This window comes from Streptomyces sp. NPDC093801 (assembly GCF_040701585.1).
Classification (GTDB): Bacteria; Actinomycetota; Actinomycetes; order Streptomycetales; family Streptomycetaceae; genus Streptomyces.
Window position 1 is genome coordinate 53,473 of record NZ_JBFBDP010000024.1, and the last position, 15,625, is coordinate 69,097.

A 15,625-nucleotide genomic window follows, 5' to 3' on the forward strand; every position below is an offset into this window, starting at 1 on the left:
GCCCTTCCTGGCGGCGCTCAGTTCAAGAGGAGGGTGAGCCCGCCGATCGTGTACGTGATCATCAGCGCCAGCAGGGGCAGTTGTCCGGCGACGGCCCTGGCGGGCGGGAAGAGGCGTACGGAGCGGTCGTGGGCGGCGATCACACCGAGTACGTGCCCGGCGACGACGGCGACGACCTGGAGGGCGGCGAGGCCGCCGGGACCCAAGGGGGGACTGGGCTCGGAGGCGTTGTCAGTGCCCAGTGCCATGCTTACTGTGCGTGGTCCTTCGGTGACGAGGAGGGAGAAGTAGTGGGCGATGAGATAGCCGAGGGCGATCGGCACGAGTGAGTGCGCGAAGGCGGTCAGCGGGCGGGGGTGCGGGCCGCTGACGAGGCGGGTGGCTCCTGCGCACAGGCAGTACAGGGTGGCGACGAGGGCGATGGAGGCGAGCAGTCCGAGCGTGGCCGCGGCGGTGCGGCCGAGGGGGGAGGTCTGAGTGGCGTTGATCCAGGAGGGGTTGTCGGAGAAGCCGTCGTAGGCGGTGGAGCCGAGCAGGACGCAGACGGTGGCGACGAGTCCGGGCCGCTCGGGCGTCGCGTCGAGTCCGTGGAAGGGGTTGCGCAGGACGAGGCGGCCGTCGTCGCGGCGGCCCAGGGGGGAGAGCCGGGACAGGAGGTCGGAGTAGGCCTCGAAGGCGTCGGCGCCGGTGAACCAGCCCTCGCCGAAGCGGGCGGCGAGCAGCAGGTGCACGGCGGCGTAGCAGGTGAGGGCGGTCAGGAGGGAGGTGGTGGATGCGGGATCCGGTGAGACCAGTTCGAGCCAGGTGAAGGCGAACAGTCCGGCGGCGGCGGGCCATTGGCCGAGTCCGGGCGGCAGGGGGCGGCCGGCTCCCGGCGGGCGGTGGCGGGCCCGGCTGAGGAGGCGGTGCAGGGTGCGGAGCGGGTTGAGCAGGCGCCAGACGGGGCCGAGGAGGAGGGAGGCGGGCACGAGTCCGACCCACAGCAGGACGTAGACGGCGCCCGGAGCGGGGTTGCGGGCGGGGTCGTCGGGACCGAGGAGGAGGTGGAGGAGCACGGCGAGGGCTGCGGCGAGACCCAGCCCGCGCAGGGCGGTGCGGGTGGCCGGCGCGTCGGCCGCCCGCTGGAGCCCGGCGGGCAGGGCGAGTCCGGAGCGGTCGCCGCGGAAGCGGGAGGCGGACCAGAGCAGCCCGAGTGCGAGGAAGGAGACGAAGAGCGCGGCGAAGGCGCCGGCGAAGGCGTAGAAGGGGGAGATCGGCAGGTCGTGCTGGGAGCCGATCCCGTGCGCGAGGAGGGTCGAGGGGTCGGCCGGGTGGAGGACCACGCCCTGGCCGCCCCCGGGGCCCGGCCCCGGCAGCACGCCCGGACCGGCCGCACCCGGACCGCCCGCACCGGACGCGGCCGCGAGGGACCCAGCCGGGTCAGGCCCGGCCGGGAGGGACCCAGCCGGGAGGGGCCCGGCCGGGAGGGGCCCGGCCGGGAGGGGCCCGGCCGGAACGGGACCGGCCGTCAGGGCCTCCGCCCAGCCGGGGCCGGGGCCCCGGCCGGCCCCGTGCGGGAGCGCCGTCGGGAGGGCCGTCCCTGCCGTGTGGCCCGGGGTCATCGGACGAGGAGTTGGGTCAGGACGAGTCCGGACTCGTGGGTCTCGACCTCGAAGAGGCCCGTGCGGTCGGCCGTCAGGACCAGGGTGGCCTCCTGGCCCGCCGGCAGGGCGAGTTCCTTGTCGTAGCCGTGGACGTGCAGGGTGTCGGCGCGGTCGCTGGTGACGCGCAGGGCTATCCGCTCGCCGCGCTTGAGCTCGGTGCGGCCGGTGGGCGGGGACACCTTGCCGCCGCGGACGGTGAGGGTGACGGTCCGGTCGGCCTCGGGGGCCTGCGGGGGCGCCGGGGAGCCGGTCGGGGCGGGTGCGGGGTGGCCGTGGGCGTCCTGGCCCGGGGGGCCCGCGGTCAGCTGCACCGCCGACTCGACCGGCTTGCCGGCGACGGCCCAGGCGGTGTGGTCGTCCGCGTAGAGGCGGACGGTCAGGGTGTGCGGGCCCTGGGGCACCTGCGCCGCGGGCAGGTGGAACCAGGGGCCGTACACGCGGGCCAGCTTGTGGCCGTCGAGTTCCAGGTGGGCGTGGCCGGCGCCGGGGAGGGCGGCGCCGCCGGTGCTGTCGGGGGTGAAGCGGAAGCCGGTCACGGCCAGCTGGAGGTTCCACCCGTCCTCGGAGTCGGGGCGGGCGGTGAGCCGTACCTCCGGTGCGCCCTGGGCGGGGACCTCGCGCAGGCGGTGCCCGCTGCCGTCCTGGGCGTCGAGCAGGGTGCCGGCCTCACCGGAGGCCTGCTGGTGGGTGGTGCCGGGTTTGTGGTGGGTGGTGGCCCGGCCGCCGCAGCCGGTGGCGGCGCCGCCCACGAGCACCAGGAGCAGGGCGGCCAGCGCGGCCGTGCGGGCGGGGCGGCGGCGCGGGCGGGCCCGGCGGGCGGCGGCCCGGCAGGTGTGGCACGGGATGCGGGGCTCGGCGGGGTCGGTCACTGCGGGTCTCCGGGGGTCGGGCCGGGGCGGGGGGCCGCGGTGTCGCGGGCCGGGGCGGGGCCTGCCGGGACGGGGATGCGGTCACCGGCCGGGCCGCCGCCGGGGCCGGCGGGGCGGGCCGGGGCGGCCGGGCCGGCGGGGCGGGCGGAGGCCACGACGGCCCACAGCACCCACACCACCGCCACCAGGGCCCGTATCCAGGCGGGGCTCAGCGGGATCCAGGGGATCATCAGGACGGCCTTGTCGAAGGCGTCGAGCAGGGTCAGGGCGCCCAGGAGCAGGGTGAGGCGGGCCAGCCAGGGGCGTGCGGGGCGCAGGGCCAGGCCGGTGCCGGTCCACCACAGGCCGAGGAGGAGCAGGGCCAGGGCCGGGACGGGGGTGTGGGTCAGGGACGTCGTGGAGCCGGCGACGTCCAGGGCCAGGCCCGCCAGGCCCGCCACGGCGGCCGCCGTGCCCAGCCGCGAGCGGCGCAGGCGGCGCCCCCACAGGACCCCGCCGACCAGCAGCAGGACCGCCGCCACCGCCAGGGCGATCTGGGTCTCCACCCGCTCCAGGCCCCGGGCGCCGTACCAGTCGCAGCCGGCGGGGAGCTTGCGGGCCTGGACGTTGTAGTCGGCGCAGACCAGCAGCTGGGTCAGCTTGACCGGTTCGCCCACGAGCCGGGCCGAGGAGCCGCTGACCTGGCCGCGTTCCTTCCCGCACTGCGGGAGGGTGCCCGGGGTGGAGCCGTCGGGGCCGTCCTGCCAGCAGTTCCCGCGGCCCTGGCCGTCCCACCACACGTCGCTGCCGTTGGGGCGGGAGGCGCCGGACCGGTCCTTGCCCAGGACGTTGCCCGCGTACCGGTTGTGGTGGGAGGTGTCGGTCTGCTTGGACCACTTCTCCTCACCGCGGATGAAGGCCGGCACGGCGCTGAGGAAGAACCCTGCGCGCCGGTGCCCGTAGACCCAGTTGTCCTCGTAGACGTTCCAGTTGCCGCCGGCGGTGATGATGCCGGTGCCGGGCGGCATGGAGATCTGCGGACACACCACGCCCTGCTCGTAGCCGCGCTCGACGGGCGGCTTGGCGCAGGTGCCGTCCGCGACGTAGTGGTAGTAGTCGGCGTTGTTGTCGTGGATCAGGTTGCGCTCGAAGCGGGCGTGGTTCTGCGGGAGGCCGGGGTGGCCGGGGAAGGCGCTGTCCATCGACGCGCCGCCCATGTTCTGGTCGAACTCGTTGTCGTGCACCCAGACCGAGTCCCCGGCGGTGCCGGAGTAGCCGACCATGTTGTGGTGGCTGCGGCAGCCGGTGATCTCGATGGAGTAGCGGGGCACGTCGTAGCCGCGGCCGTCGTTGATGTCGGACGCGCTGCCGGGGTAGATGCCGGAGTCGCCGTTGCCGTAGGACTCGCAGTTCTTGTAGAGCCCGTGGTCGCTGGCGAAGGTCAGGAAGCCGTACTCGTCGTTCCAGCGGGTCAGTACGTCGTCGATGGCGAAGCCGTCGGCCGCGAGCACGTACAGGGAGTTGAAGGTGGTGCGCTGCGCGGTGAAGTTGCGGAAGTAGACGCCGTCGGACTTGTCGGCGCGGATGGCGTTCAGCTTCTGGTACTTGGCGTCGATGACGACGTCCGTGCGGGCGGCCCCGGTCCCCTCGATCTGGAGGTCCTTCTTGCCGAGGATCGCGACGAGGTTCTGGTTGTGGCGGCACTGCTCCTGCTGCTCGTACGACAGGATCTGGTAGCCGAGCGCGGAGTTGGGGGCCTTCAGGTGCGCGCACTCCCCCGCGGGCTTGGGGAGGGAGGGCTCCTCCTCGTAGAGGCCGGGGAGGAGCGCGATGTTCATCCCGGGCCGGTCGACGGCGTCCACGGCCTCCTGGAGGTGGCGGTACCCGCTCGTCGCGCAGCGCTCGTAGAGGGTGAGGTTGCGCTGTCTGAGCTGTTCGGGGAAGCCGGCGATGCGGCGTTCGAAGTCGGCCCGGTCGGTCTTGCAGACCAGCAGGTCGGGCTCTGCGGCGCGGTAGCGCGGTACGGATCCGGAGCCGTCGGGGAGAGCGACGGGGCGCTCCTCGTGCGCGCGTGCTGCGGGCGCGGCGGCGAGGAGGGACAGGAGCGCGAGGAGGGCGGCGAGGAGCGCCGCCGGCACGGCAGGGAACCTGCGGGTCCACGACATGCGCGAGAGAGTAGAGCAATGTTCACCTTTTCGGATCCCCCCGTGCACGATCCCGGCGGGCGGTGACCGGATCGTTGTGCGGCCCCGCAGGCCGCCGGGCACACGGCCGCCTCCCGCCCCCGGCGCGCCCCGGACGATCCCCCGGCCGGGCCCCGGACGATCCCCCGGCCGGGCCCCGGGCGATCCCCGGCCGGGCCCTGGCCGGAAAGACGGCGTTGACGTGCGGCGCGCGGAATCCTACTGTCGACCATAGGATTCCTTCGACGGAGCGGGAGCAGCCCATGAGTGAGCAGGCCAGGAAGACGGCGCAGGCGCTGGAGTACCTCACCGGCTTCGGCAACGAGCACAGCTCGGAGGCCGTGCCCGGCGCTCTCCCGGACGGCCGCAACTCCCCCCAGCGCGCCCCCCTCGGCCTCTACGCCGAGCAGCTCAGCGGCAGCGCCTTCACCGAGCCGCGCCGCCACAACCGCCGCTCCTGGCTCTACCGCATCCGCCCCTCCGCCGCACACCCGGCCTTCACCCGCGTCGACAACGGCGCCCTGCGCACCGGGCCCTTCACCGAGACCGTCGCGGACCCCAACCGGCTGCGCTGGAACCCGCTGCCCGACCCGGCCCCCGGCACCGACTTCCTGGCCGGCCTGTGGACCCTCGGCGGCAACGGCGACGCCACCCAGCGCACCGGCATGGCCGTCCACCTCTACTGCGCCAACGCGGACATGACCGACCGCGTGTTCAGCGACTCGGACGGCGAGCTGCTGATCGTCCCCGAGCGCGGCGGCCTGCTGCTGCGCACCGAGCTGGGCCTGCTGAGCGCCGGGCCCGGCGAGGTGGCGCTGATCCCGCGCGGCGTCCGCTTCCGCGTCGAGCTGCTGGACGGCGACGCCCGCGGCTACGTCTGCGAGAACTACGGCCAGCCCTTCGAGCTGCCGGACCTGGGGCCGATCGGCGCCAACGGCCTGGCCGCCGCCCGCGACTTCCGGGCGCCGGCGGCCGCGTACGAGGACAGCGAGCGCCCGACCGAGGTGGTCAACAAGTTCTGCGGCAACCTCTGGGCCGCGACCTACGACCACTCCCCGCTCGACGTGGTCGCCTGGCACGGCACGCACGTCCCGTACGTCTACGACCTGCGGAAGTTCAACGTCATCGGGTCCATCAGCCACGACCACCCCGACCCGTCCATCTTCACGGTCCTGACCTCGCCCTCCGACACCCCGGGCCTGGCGGGCGTGGACTTCGTGGTGTTCGCCCCGCGCTGGCTGGTGGGCGAGGACACCTTCCGCCCTCCGTACTTCCACCGGAACGTGATGAGCGAGTACATGGGCCTGATCGAGGGGGCCTACGACGCCAAGGCCGAGGGCTTCGTCCCCGGCGGCGGCTCGCTGCACAACATGATGTCCGCGCACGGACCCGACCGGGAGACCTTCGACCGGGCCAGCGCCGCCGAACTCAAGCCGCAGAAGATCGACGACGGCCTGGCCTTCATGTTCGAGACCCGCTGGCCGATCACCGCCACCGCCCAGGCGGCCGGCGCGGACCACCTCCAGCGCGGATACGACGACGTCTGGGCGGGTCTGGAGCGCCACTTCCGCGCCTAGTATTCGCCCTGCCCCCGCACCGCTCCGCCGGCCGCCCCGGCTGCGGAGCCAGCCCGTACGGAGAACCACCCGTGACCGCGTTCGCACCCGACTCCCTGGTACTGAACCGGAAGCTGCCGCTCTGGTACCAGGTGTCACAGTCGCTGCGCGCCTCGATACTCGGCCGCACCCCGGACGCCTCGCTGCGCCTGCCGACCGAGGAACAGCTCGCCGAGCACTACGGGGTGAGCGTGCTGACGATGCGCCAGGCGCTCAAGGAGCTGGAGGGCGAGGGCCTCATCAGCCGGCACCGGCGGCGCGGAACCTTCATCGAGCCGGGCGCCCGCCGCAGCGCCCCGGTGCGGCTGCTCGGGTCGGTCGACGCGATCGTGGCCCAGCAGTCGGGCGAGCGGACGACGGTTCTCGGCCATGAGCGGACGCCGGTGTCCGGGGAGCTGCTGGAGCACTTCCCGGACCTGGCGGAGGTGGTCACGTACCGCCGTCTGCGGCGCGACGGCCAGAGCGGGGAGCCCACGAACTGGGCGGAGAACGCGGTGCGCCCCGAGCTCGCCGAGGCGGTGGACCTCGCCGACCTGGAGCGCTGGCCGATGACCAAGGTGCTGCGCGACGTCGTCGGCGTGCGGATCAGCCGGATCACGGACACCGTCGAGGCCCGCCTGGCCGACCCGGAGACGGCCGAACTGCTCCAGGTGCCGCTGCTGAGCCCGATCCTGCACTACACGGGCGTGACGTACGGGGAGGACGGGCGGGTGGCCGACGTGGCCCGGATCCGCTACCGGGGCGACCGGTTCTCCTTCACGGTCACCGTCGACGCGCCCTGAGCGGCGCCCCGGGGGCGCGCGCTACTTCTGCTGCTCGTTCTCCTCGGTGAGGCGCTCCCCCTCGGCCTGCGACGGGGTGGTGCGCATCGTCTGGGGGTGGTGGCGCTGTTCCTTCTGCTTCTCGTCCATGTCCTCGTCGAGCCGCTCGCCCTCGGCCTGCGAGGGGGTCGAATACTCGTCGTACTGACTCATGGCCGACTCCTCGGTCGGTACGGATGCGTACGTACGTGACGGACGCGTACACAAGGAGCGTAACCCTTCGGCCAGGACACGGCCCGGCCCCGGCGGCCCGTCGCTACCATCGGCCGGGTGAGCGACGACGTACCGCTGCTGGACGATCTGATGCCCTGGTCCGTGAGCGGCCTGCGCCTGGGCCGCGCCTGGGTCGCGGCCCCCGATCCGGCGACGCTGCGCGCCCGCTGGACGGCCCTGACCGGGGCCGAAGGGCCGGAGCGCGAGGCGCTGTTCCGCCCGAGCCGGATCCGTACGCCCTCGGCCGGCGCGGCCGCCCTGCCGGGGCAGCGCTCGGCCACCGCCCGCTTCGCGGACGACCCCGGCCCCTTCCCGGACCCCGTACGGGTGCTCCGCGCACCCTTCGACGAGCAGTGGCTGCTGCCGGACCAGCGGCTGATCGACGCGGCCCGCCCCGAGCTGTGGCGGGTCCTGGACGCGCAGCAGCTGTTCCTGCTGGAGGCCCCCGGCCCGCTGGTCACCGCCCACCTCCCGGCCGGCCGGCTCGGCCGGATCCGCCCGCTGCACCGGCGCCCGGGCGGCGCCGAACCGAACCTCGCGCCGGGCCTGCCCGCCCTGCTGGGCGCACGCCACGGCGGCTGGGCCGCCCCGGAGGACGTGCTGTGCTGGATCCTCGCCGCCGGGCGCCCCGGACCCCTGGGGTACGAGGTCCCGCTCCCCGCCGACCCCGAGCGCTGGCGGGCCGGGCTGGAACTGGGCCACCGGCTGCTCGCCGCCCAGCTGCGCGGGGCCCGCGGCGGGGAGCCGCCCCGGCTGCCGGGCGGGCGGCGCCCGTACGTCCGGGCGGCGGTGACGGCCTGGCCGCGGGAGCTCGCGTACGACGCGGAGACCGAGACGCTGTCGGTCGGGGACGGGGCCGTCTCCCCCGTCCCGGCGGGGGCCTGGGAGTACGAGGCGCAGGGCGTGCGGGTACTGGAGTCCTGGTTCGCCGCCCGCACCGCGCACCGGGATCCGGGGGTGCGGGGCCTGGAGGGGTTCGGGCCGGCCGAGTGGCCGCAGGCCTGGACGTCGGAGCTGCTCGCGCTGGTGACGACCCTGGCGCTGCTGGCCGATCTGGCGCCGGAGCGGGCGGCGTTCGCGCCCGGCCCGCTGCTCCCCGCCGCCGAGCTGGCGGCCGCCGGGGTGCTGCCGCCGCCGCGCTGGTCGCGCCGTCCGGCGTCGGTGCTGGACCACCAGGAGGAGGGCCCGGGCGGGCAGTTCGCGCTCCTCTGAGGACGGGCCGCGGGTGCCGTGCGACGGCCTGCGGCGCCCTCCCTCCGGCCACCGCCGGGAGGTGCCCCCGGGGGCTGCGCCCCCGGACCCCCGCGCCTCACACGCCGACCGGGCGGGCAGGCCCGGCGGGCCCCCGCCCGCGCCCTATGCCCCCCACGCCCCCAGCAGGCGGGTCAGCGAGCGGTCGAAGACGGCGTCCATGTCCAGGCCGGCCCCCGGGACCGGGCCTCCCGCCGTGAGGACGGCCGTCAGGTGCGGGTACTCCCCCGTCGCCAGCCGGGAGCCGAGCCAGGCCGTGCGGACGCTCTGCTCGGCGCTCTCGCTCCAGGGCAGTGAGCGGGCCCGTTCCGCCATGGCCAGCTCCCCCGCCACGAAGGTGGCCACGCTGCCGTTGACCGCGGCGACCAGCTCCAGCTTCTCGCCCCCGGACACCTCCAGCGGCTCCAGGCAGGCCAGGCTGTGCTCGAGGTAGCGCAGGGCGTGCGGGCTGAAGCCGTAGACCGGGCTCAGCAGCCGGGGCAGCCACGGGTGGCGGTGCATCAGGGCCCGGCCCTGGCGGGCCAGGGCGAGCAGGTCGGCCCGCCAGTCGCCGGTCGGCGGGGTCAGCTCGTACTCGGCGCTGACGGCGTCGACCATCAGCTCGTACAGGTCCTCCTTGCGCGGGACGTAGTTGTACAGGGACATCGTCCCGGCCCCGATCCCGGCGGCCACGCGCCGCATGGAGACCGCCTCGACCCCCTCGGCGTCGGCGATCCGGACCGCCTCGGCCGCGATCGAGTCACGGCTGTGCGCGGGCCGGGGCCCGCGGCCGGCCCGCTGCGGGCGGGCCCAGATCACTTCGGGTTCAGCGGGACGCCCGCCGGCTGCCATCGGTCACATCACCTCGTCGTCTCGCGACCCTTGCCCCCATCTTAGTTACGTACACCGTACGGAGTGAGGTAGGGTGCGGCGCATGACGACTACGTACGCTGTACTTAGTGAAGGTCTGGAGAAGTCCTACGGCGAGGTCCGGGCCCTGAGCGGGCTGGACCTGGCCGTCCCGGAGGGCACCGTCTGCGGACTGCTGGGCCCCAACGGCGCGGGCAAGACCACCGCCGTACGGATCCTCACCACGCTCACCCCGCCCACCGCCGGGCGCGCCCGGGTCGCGGGCCACGACGTCGCCCGCGACCCGGGCGCCGTGCGCCGCCGCATCGGGGTCACCGGCCAGTACGCCTCCGTCGACGGGGACCTGACGGGCCGGGAGAACCTCCGGCTCTTCGCCCGCCTCGCCGGACTGCGCGGGCGCGCCGGGCGCGAGCGCGCCGACGGGCTGCTGGAGCGCTTCGGGCTCACCGAGGCCGCCGACCGGGTCGTCTCGACCTGGTCGGGCGGCATGCGGCGGCGGCTGGACCTGGCCGCCGGGCTGATCACCCGCCCCCGCGTGCTGTTCCTCGACGAGCCCACCACCGGCCTGGATCCGGCGGCCCGCGAGCAGATCTGGACGGCGGTGCGGGCCCTGGCCGACGAGGGCACCACCGTGCTGCTCACCACCCAGTACCTGGAGGAGGCCGACCGGCTCGCGGACGACATCGTGCTCGTCGACCGCGGCCGGGCCGTCGCCACCGGCACGCCCGCCGCCCTCAAGTCCCGGATCGGCGCCCGCGCCGAGGTCGCCGTCGCCGAGCCGCCCGCCCTCGCCGGCGCGGCCGTGGTCCTCGACCGGCTCACCCGCGGCCGGCCCGCCCTGGACGAGGAGCGCCTGACCGTCGGCGTGACCGTCCTGGACCCCGCGCTCACCCTGCCCCGGATCATCCGCGAGCTCGACGCCGCCGGGATCCCGGTGACCGACGCGAGCCTGCGCCCGCCCACCCTCGACGAGGTGTTCCTGCGCCTCACCCGGATCCCCTCCGCCGCTCCCGCGGCCGACAAGGAGAACGCGGCATGACCACCCTGCTCCCGGACGGCGGCGCCGTCCTCGCCCGCCAGCTGCAGAAGGCCCGGCACGCCCCGGCCCTGCTGGTCCTGATGCAGACCATGCCGGTGACGATGCTGCTGTTCTTCGGCTACGTCTTCGGCAGCGCGCTCGCCATGCCCGGCGCCGAGTACCGGGAGTTCCTGGTGCCCGGGCTGCTCGCCGCCACCGCCGCGAACGGCCTGATGACCGGCATGTTCACCGCCGCGCAGGACGCCCACCGCGGGGTGATGGACCGTTTCCGCACCCTGCCGATGAGCCGGGGCGCCGTCCCGCTGGGACAGACGGCCGCCGACCTCCTCACCACGGCGGTGTCGATGGTCCCGCTGATGCTGGTGGGACTGGCGATGGGCTGGCGGGTGGAGAACGGGCTGCCCGGCGCGCTGGGGGCGCTCGGCGTCCTGCTGCTGTTCCGCTTCGCCTCCGCCTGGGCGGGCACGTACCTGGGGCTGGTGAGCCGCAGCGAGGAGGCCGCCGGCCAGCTGGGCAGCGCCACGTTCGTGCTGCCCATGCTGTCCAGCGCCTACCTGCCGACGGCGGGCCTGCCCGGCTGGCTGAGGACGGTCGCGGAGTGGAACCCGATCAGCTCCGTCGCCACCGCCGTGCGGGCGCTGTGCGGGAACGCGGGCGGCACGGCCGCGCCGGGCGCGGCCTGGCCCGCGGCGCACCCGGTGGCGGGGGCGGTGGTGTGGTCGCTGCTGCTCCTGGCCCTGTTCGCGCCGCTCGCCACGCGCCGGTTCGCCCGCGGCCAGGGCTGAGCACGCGCACGGGAGGGCCACGGGAGGGGGGTGACAGACCCCACCCCCACCCGGTAGGCAGGGGCCCATGGCTACCGAACCCCTCCCCTTGGCCGGCCTCACCGTCGTCGCCGTCGAACAGGCCGTCTCCGCCCCCTTCGCCACCCGCCAGCTCGCCGATCTCGGCGCCAGGGTGATCAAGGTGGAGCGGCCCGACGGCGGCGACTTCGCGCGCGGCTACGACACCGCCGCCCGCGGCCTGGCCTCGCACTTCGTCTGGGCCAACCGGGGCAAGGAGTCCCTCTGCCTGGACCTGAAGGACCCGCGCGGCCTGGAGGTGCTGCACGCCCTGCTGGAGGGAGCCGACGTGTTCGTCCAGAACCTGGCGCAGGGGGCCGCCGCCCGCCTGGGGATCGACGCGGCCGCGCTGTGCGCCCGCTACCCGCGGCTGGTGGCCGTGGACATCTCCGGCTACGGCGACGGGGGCCCGTACGCCCACAAGCGCGCCTACGACATGCTCGTGCAGTGCGAGGCGGGGCTGGTCTCGGTGACCGGGACGCCCGAGCGGCCCGTGAAGGCGGGCATCCCGGCCGCCGACATCGCGGCCGCCATGTACGCGTTCTCCGGGGTGCTCGCGGCCCTGCTGCGGCGCGGGACCACCGGGCGCGGCGGGCCGGTGGAGATCTCGATGCTGGAGTCGCTCGCCGAGTGGATGGGACATCCGCTGCACCACACGATGCACGGCGGGGAACAGCCCGTACGGACGGGCCTGGCGCACGCCGTGATCGCGCCGTACGACGCCTACGCGACGGCGGACGGGGACCGGGTCCTGCTGTCGGTGCAGAACGACCGCGAGTGGCGCCGGCTCGCCCGCGAGGTGCTGGAGCGGCCGGAGCTGGCCGAGGACCCGCGGTACGCGACCAACGCGGCCCGCACCCGGGGGCGGGAGGACACCGACGCGGTGGTGGCCGGGGTGCTGGGCAAGCTGCCGGCCGGGGAGGCCGTGGAGCGGCTGGAGGCGGCCGGGATCGCCTGTGCGCGGCTCAACTCGGTGGCACAGCTGGCCGGTCACCCGCAGCTGTCCGCGCGGGACCGCTGGCGTGAGGTGGATTCGCCGGCGGGCCCGCTGCGGGCGCTGCTGCCGCCGATCGGACTGCCGGGGGGCGCGGAGGCGCGGATGGGAGCGGTGCCCGCGCTCGGCGAGCACACCGACGCCCTGCTGCGCGCCCTGGGGATGACGGACGCGCGGATCGCGGAACTGCGCGGGGACGGTGTGGTCGCCTGAGGCCTGGGCGCCGGGGGATCCGGCGCGGTGCGCGCCGGAGGACGCCGGATGGAGGGGACGGGGCCGGGGTGCAGCCGGACGGGCCGGCTGCGCTACGGGGACGGTCGCTGGGGACGGTTACGCGCGACGGCTGCCGAAGAGGGTGCGCCGCAGCCTGCGCAGCGGCGCGAACAGCGCGACGCGCGCGCTCCGGCTCCGCTGGACGTGGGTGTGGTCGCGCGAGGTGAGCTCGCGCATCAGCAGGGTCGCCTCGGCCACTTCGTGGCGCGGGGCGGCGGGTCCGCCCAGCACCGCGAGATGGCGGTCGAGGCGCGAGCTGACCGCGCTGCTCCCGCAGGTGATGGCAGGCACGCGGGGCGGCCTGCTGCGCATTGCTATCTGTTCCATGTCTCTCCCCACCCGTACGAGGGCACCCGGCCCGGGCAGGGTAACCCTATCGCCTGCGCAATGTCCTCGGGTATCCCGGTGGTGTGAATTACCCCTGTGAGTACGGGTAGTTGACGATTACTCAGCGGAGTCGACCGTCACTCTCCGTACGAAGCGCGGCACTTGGCGACACGCTCCGTGAGGGCTGCACGGAGTGCCGTCACGACGGGGGCCACCGGAGGCCCGCTGCGCTAACTTGGAGTGATCACCCGGTGACGCAGGGGGGAATCACGTGCGTGCGAACGATGGCGGGGAGTCCGGGCGTGTCATCGCCGGCCGGTACCGGCTGCTCGGGCCACTGGGCCGCGGCGGCATGGGCGTCGTGTGGCGCGCCCGGGACGAGGTGCTGGCGCGGGAGGTCGCGGTCAAGGAGGTCCGGGCACCCGCCGGACTGGACCCGGCCGAGGTCGCGCGGCAGTACCGGCGGCTGGAGCGGGAGGCCTGGGCCGCGGCCCGGGTCTCGCACCGCGGGGTCGTGACGGTCTACGACGTGGCCACCGAGGACGGCCGGCCCTGGATCGTGATGGAGCTGGTGCGCGGGCTCTCGCTGGCGGAGGTGCTGGAGGGCGAGGGCCCGATGACCCCGCAGCGGACCGCGCACCTCGGCGAGCAGGTGCTCGCGGCGCTGCGCTCGGCGCACGGGGCGGGGGTGCTGCACCGGGACGTGAAACCCGCCAACGTACTGGTCGCCAATGACGGGCGGGTGGTACTGGGCGACTTCGGGATCGCGAGCCTGTCGGGCTCCTCGCCGATCACCATGACGGGCGAGGTGGTCGGCTCTCCCGAATACCTGGCCCCGGAACGGGCGTTGGGGCACGAGCCCGGCCCGGAGTCGGACCTGTGGTCGCTCGGGGTGATGCTGTACGCGGCCGTGGAGGGGGTCTCGCCCTTCCTGCGGGACAGCCCGGTGGCCACGCTGGAGGCCGTGGTGGACGGGGAGTTGCCCCCGCCCCGGCGGGCCGGCCCGCTGGCGCCGGTGCTGGAGGGGCTGCTGCGCAAGGACCCTGCGGCGCGGCTGCCCGCGGCGGAGGCGGCCCGGATGCTGCGGATCGTCGGCGCGGGCGGCGCCGTCCGGGACCCGGGCGGGCCGGTGTGGGACCCCGGGGCGCCGACGGTGGTGGCGGCGCCGTACGAGGGTGCCCACGGAGGGCCGTACGGCGGGGCCCCGGCTCCGGCGGCTCCGGCTCCCGCTCCCGCCTTCGCGCAGCCGTCGGGGCACGGCGGGGCCGGGGCGGTGCTGGCCGTCGCGGTCGTGGTGCTGCTGGGAGTGCTCGTGCTGCTGGTGTGGCTGCTGGTGCGCGACACCGGGGGCGGGAGCGGGAGCGGTGCGGGCGGGCCCGCCGGGAGTCCGGCCGGCCCGGAGCGGCCCTCGGCGTCCGCGCCGGCTTCCGCGTCCCCGCCGCCGTCCCCGCCGGCGTCCACGGGGCCCGCGCAGAACGTCACCCTGTACGTGCACACCCTGCGCGCCGCGTATGCCGGCAGCTGCCCGCCGCCGGCGACCGGTGTGCCGGCGTTCACCGCGACCATCGAGGTGGCCGTGACGCCCGCCGTGGTGGAGTACCGCTGGGCCCGGCTCGACGGGTCGACGTCCGCGACGCCGTGGCAGAGCATCACGTACGAGGCGGGCGGGGCGCGGACCCGTCAGATCGACCACGACGAGCCCGTGGGCCGGGCGGGCGGGGACGTGCAGGACGCGGTGCGGCTGGAGGTGCGCGCCCCGCAGCTGAAGACCTCGGCCTGGCTGGAGTTCTCCGTGGCCTGCGAGAAGGGGGCCCCGACGGGCGGGGCCTCCTCGCCCGCTCCCGCGAGCCCCTCGGGCCCGGCCGCCGGGACGCCGGCGCCGACCTCCGGGTCGGCGCCGGCGGGGAGCCCGGCGGCCGTCCCTCAGGCCTTGCCGCTGAACACCGGGAGGTAGCCGCCGGACTGTCCGGCGGCGGTGGGGTGGTACGACTCGCCGATGTTGGTCCAGTTGACGCTGTGCAGCCACGCGTCCCCGGAGCAGATCTCGTGGCCGGTGAAGGCCCCGGCGACCGGGGCGAAGGCGAACCCGTGGTCGGCGGCGCGCTTGGCGATGGCGGCGTTGAGGTAGTCGGACGCCCCGTTGATGGCGGAGCGCTCGCCCTCGGTGAGTCCGGCGATGCAGCTGCCGTTCAGCTTGTAGAACCGGGGATAGCCGAGCACGACCACCTTGGCGGAGGGCGCACGGCCGCGGATGGCGTCGTAGACCTGGTCGAGCTGGCCGGGGAGGGTGGAGTCGACGTACGCCTTGGCCTGGTTGACGCGGTTGACACAGGTGGACTCGGACTGCAGGACGCAGGTCGTCATGACGTCCGAGAACCCGGCGTCGTTGCCGCCGATGGTGATGCTGACCAGGTCGGTGCCGGAGTTGAGCGGGCCGAGCTGGCCGGAGAGGACGTCACCCGTCCGGGCACCCGAACAGGCGGTGAAGGAGAAGGTCTGCGGGGAGTGGGCGGCGGCCCACAGGGCCGGGTAGGCGCGGTTGGTGCGCTTGCAGTTGCCGCTGGCGCTGTCGTAGTTCCCGGCGCCGACGCCGGAGGAGTACGAGTCGCCGAGGGCGACGTAGCCGAAGTCGGCCTGGGCGGAGGCCTGTCCGGCGCCGAACAGGGCGGCGCCCGCGGCGAGGACCAGTGAGGAGGCGAGGGAGGCGAGGCGCGACATTCTCATGC

General features: G+C 75.3%; 14 protein-coding genes. 7 read left to right on the forward strand and 7 right to left on the reverse strand.

Annotated elements, in window-relative coordinates; all coding sequences use genetic code 11:
- Window positions 1-17: 17 nt before the first annotated feature.
- From AB0469_RS26755 to AB0469_RS26765, 3 genes are all read right to left on the reverse strand, one after another.
- Window positions 18-1,322: a hypothetical protein gene (locus tag AB0469_RS26755; RefSeq protein WP_366454066.1), complete on the reverse strand. Its 1,305-nt coding sequence runs from the start codon at window positions 1,320-1,322 to the stop codon at window positions 18-20.
- Window positions 1,323-1,597: 275 nt separating this feature from the next.
- Window positions 1,598-2,416, reverse strand: a complete 819-nt coding sequence (locus AB0469_RS26760) for a hypothetical protein (RefSeq protein ID WP_366454067.1) — start codon at window positions 2,414-2,416, stop codon at window positions 1,598-1,600.
- A 92-nt stretch (window positions 2,417-2,508) separates the two neighbouring features.
- On the reverse strand, window positions 2,509-4,656 hold the full coding sequence (locus AB0469_RS26765; protein ID WP_366453996.1) for a right-handed parallel beta-helix repeat-containing protein: 2,148 nt from the start codon (window positions 4,654-4,656) through the stop codon (window positions 2,509-2,511).
- A 281-nt stretch (window positions 4,657-4,937) separates the two neighbouring features.
- Between AB0469_RS26765 and hmgA the strand changes: the two genes are divergently transcribed.
- On the forward strand, window positions 4,938-6,251 hold the full coding sequence (gene hmgA / locus AB0469_RS26770; protein ID WP_366453997.1) for a homogentisate 1,2-dioxygenase: 1,314 nt from the start codon (window positions 4,938-4,940) through the stop codon (window positions 6,249-6,251).
- A 71-nt stretch (window positions 6,252-6,322) separates the two neighbouring features.
- The gene (locus AB0469_RS26775) at window positions 6,323-7,072 is read left to right on the forward strand and encodes a GntR family transcriptional regulator (protein ID WP_366453998.1); all 750 of its coding nucleotides are present in this window, start codon (window positions 6,323-6,325) and stop codon (window positions 7,070-7,072) included.
- Window positions 7,073-7,093: 21 nt separating this feature from the next.
- On the opposite strand, the gene AB0469_RS26780 is transcribed toward AB0469_RS26775, so the two are convergent.
- The gene (locus AB0469_RS26780; protein ID WP_366453999.1) at window positions 7,094-7,264 is read right to left on the reverse strand and encodes a hypothetical protein; all 171 of its coding nucleotides are present in this window, start codon (window positions 7,262-7,264) and stop codon (window positions 7,094-7,096) included.
- 150 nt (window positions 7,265-7,414) lie between these two features.
- Here AB0469_RS26780 and AB0469_RS26785 point away from each other — a divergent pair, with 150 nt between their 5' ends.
- Window positions 7,415-8,536 (forward strand): type ISP restriction/modification enzyme, encoded by a 1,122-nt coding sequence (locus AB0469_RS26785; protein ID WP_366454068.1) that lies wholly within the window; start codon window positions 7,415-7,417, stop codon window positions 8,534-8,536.
- A gap of 144 nt (window positions 8,537-8,680) precedes the next feature.
- Here AB0469_RS26785 and AB0469_RS26790 read toward each other — a convergent pair whose 3' ends face one another.
- Window positions 8,681-9,406 carry a TetR/AcrR family transcriptional regulator C-terminal domain-containing protein gene (locus AB0469_RS26790; protein ID WP_366454000.1) on the reverse strand — a complete coding sequence of 242 codons (726 nt, stop codon included), beginning with the start codon at window positions 9,404-9,406 and terminating at the stop codon, window positions 8,681-8,683.
- A gap of 82 nt (window positions 9,407-9,488) precedes the next feature.
- On the opposite strand from AB0469_RS26790, the gene AB0469_RS26795 reads away from it, so the two are divergent.
- The 3 genes from AB0469_RS26795 (at window position 9,489) to AB0469_RS26805 (ending at window position 12,512) form a co-directional block, all read left to right on the forward strand.
- Window positions 9,489-10,463: an ATP-binding cassette domain-containing protein gene (locus AB0469_RS26795; RefSeq protein WP_366454001.1), complete on the forward strand. Its 975-nt coding sequence runs from the start codon at window positions 9,489-9,491 to the stop codon at window positions 10,461-10,463.
- Window positions 10,460-11,248: an ABC transporter permease gene (locus AB0469_RS26800; protein WP_366454002.1), complete on the forward strand. Its 789-nt coding sequence runs from the start codon at window positions 10,460-10,462 to the stop codon at window positions 11,246-11,248. Before AB0469_RS26795 ends, AB0469_RS26800 begins: the two co-directional genes overlap by 4 nt.
- Before the next feature lie 67 nt (window positions 11,249-11,315).
- On the forward strand, window positions 11,316-12,512 hold the full coding sequence (locus AB0469_RS26805; RefSeq protein ID WP_366454003.1) for a CaiB/BaiF CoA-transferase family protein: 1,197 nt from the start codon (window positions 11,316-11,318) through the stop codon (window positions 12,510-12,512).
- A 117-nt stretch (window positions 12,513-12,629) separates the two neighbouring features.
- Here the strand turns inward: AB0469_RS26805 and AB0469_RS26810 are convergent, their stop codons facing one another.
- Window positions 12,630-12,899, reverse strand: a complete 270-nt coding sequence (locus tag AB0469_RS26810) for a hypothetical protein (RefSeq protein WP_366454004.1) — start codon at window positions 12,897-12,899, stop codon at window positions 12,630-12,632.
- Window positions 12,900-13,170: 271 nt separating this feature from the next.
- Between AB0469_RS26810 and AB0469_RS26815 the strand changes: the two genes are divergently transcribed.
- Window positions 13,171-14,853 carry a serine/threonine-protein kinase gene (locus AB0469_RS26815; RefSeq protein WP_366454005.1) on the forward strand — a complete coding sequence of 561 codons (1,683 nt, stop codon included), beginning with the start codon at window positions 13,171-13,173 and terminating at the stop codon, window positions 14,851-14,853.
- Here AB0469_RS26815 and AB0469_RS26820 read toward each other — a convergent pair.
- Window positions 14,823-15,623 carry an SGNH/GDSL hydrolase family protein gene (locus AB0469_RS26820; RefSeq protein WP_366454069.1) on the reverse strand — a complete coding sequence of 267 codons (801 nt, stop codon included), beginning with the start codon at window positions 15,621-15,623 and terminating at the stop codon, window positions 14,823-14,825. The genes AB0469_RS26815 and AB0469_RS26820 overlap by 31 nt on opposite strands.
- Window positions 15,624-15,625 lie beyond the last annotated feature (2 nt).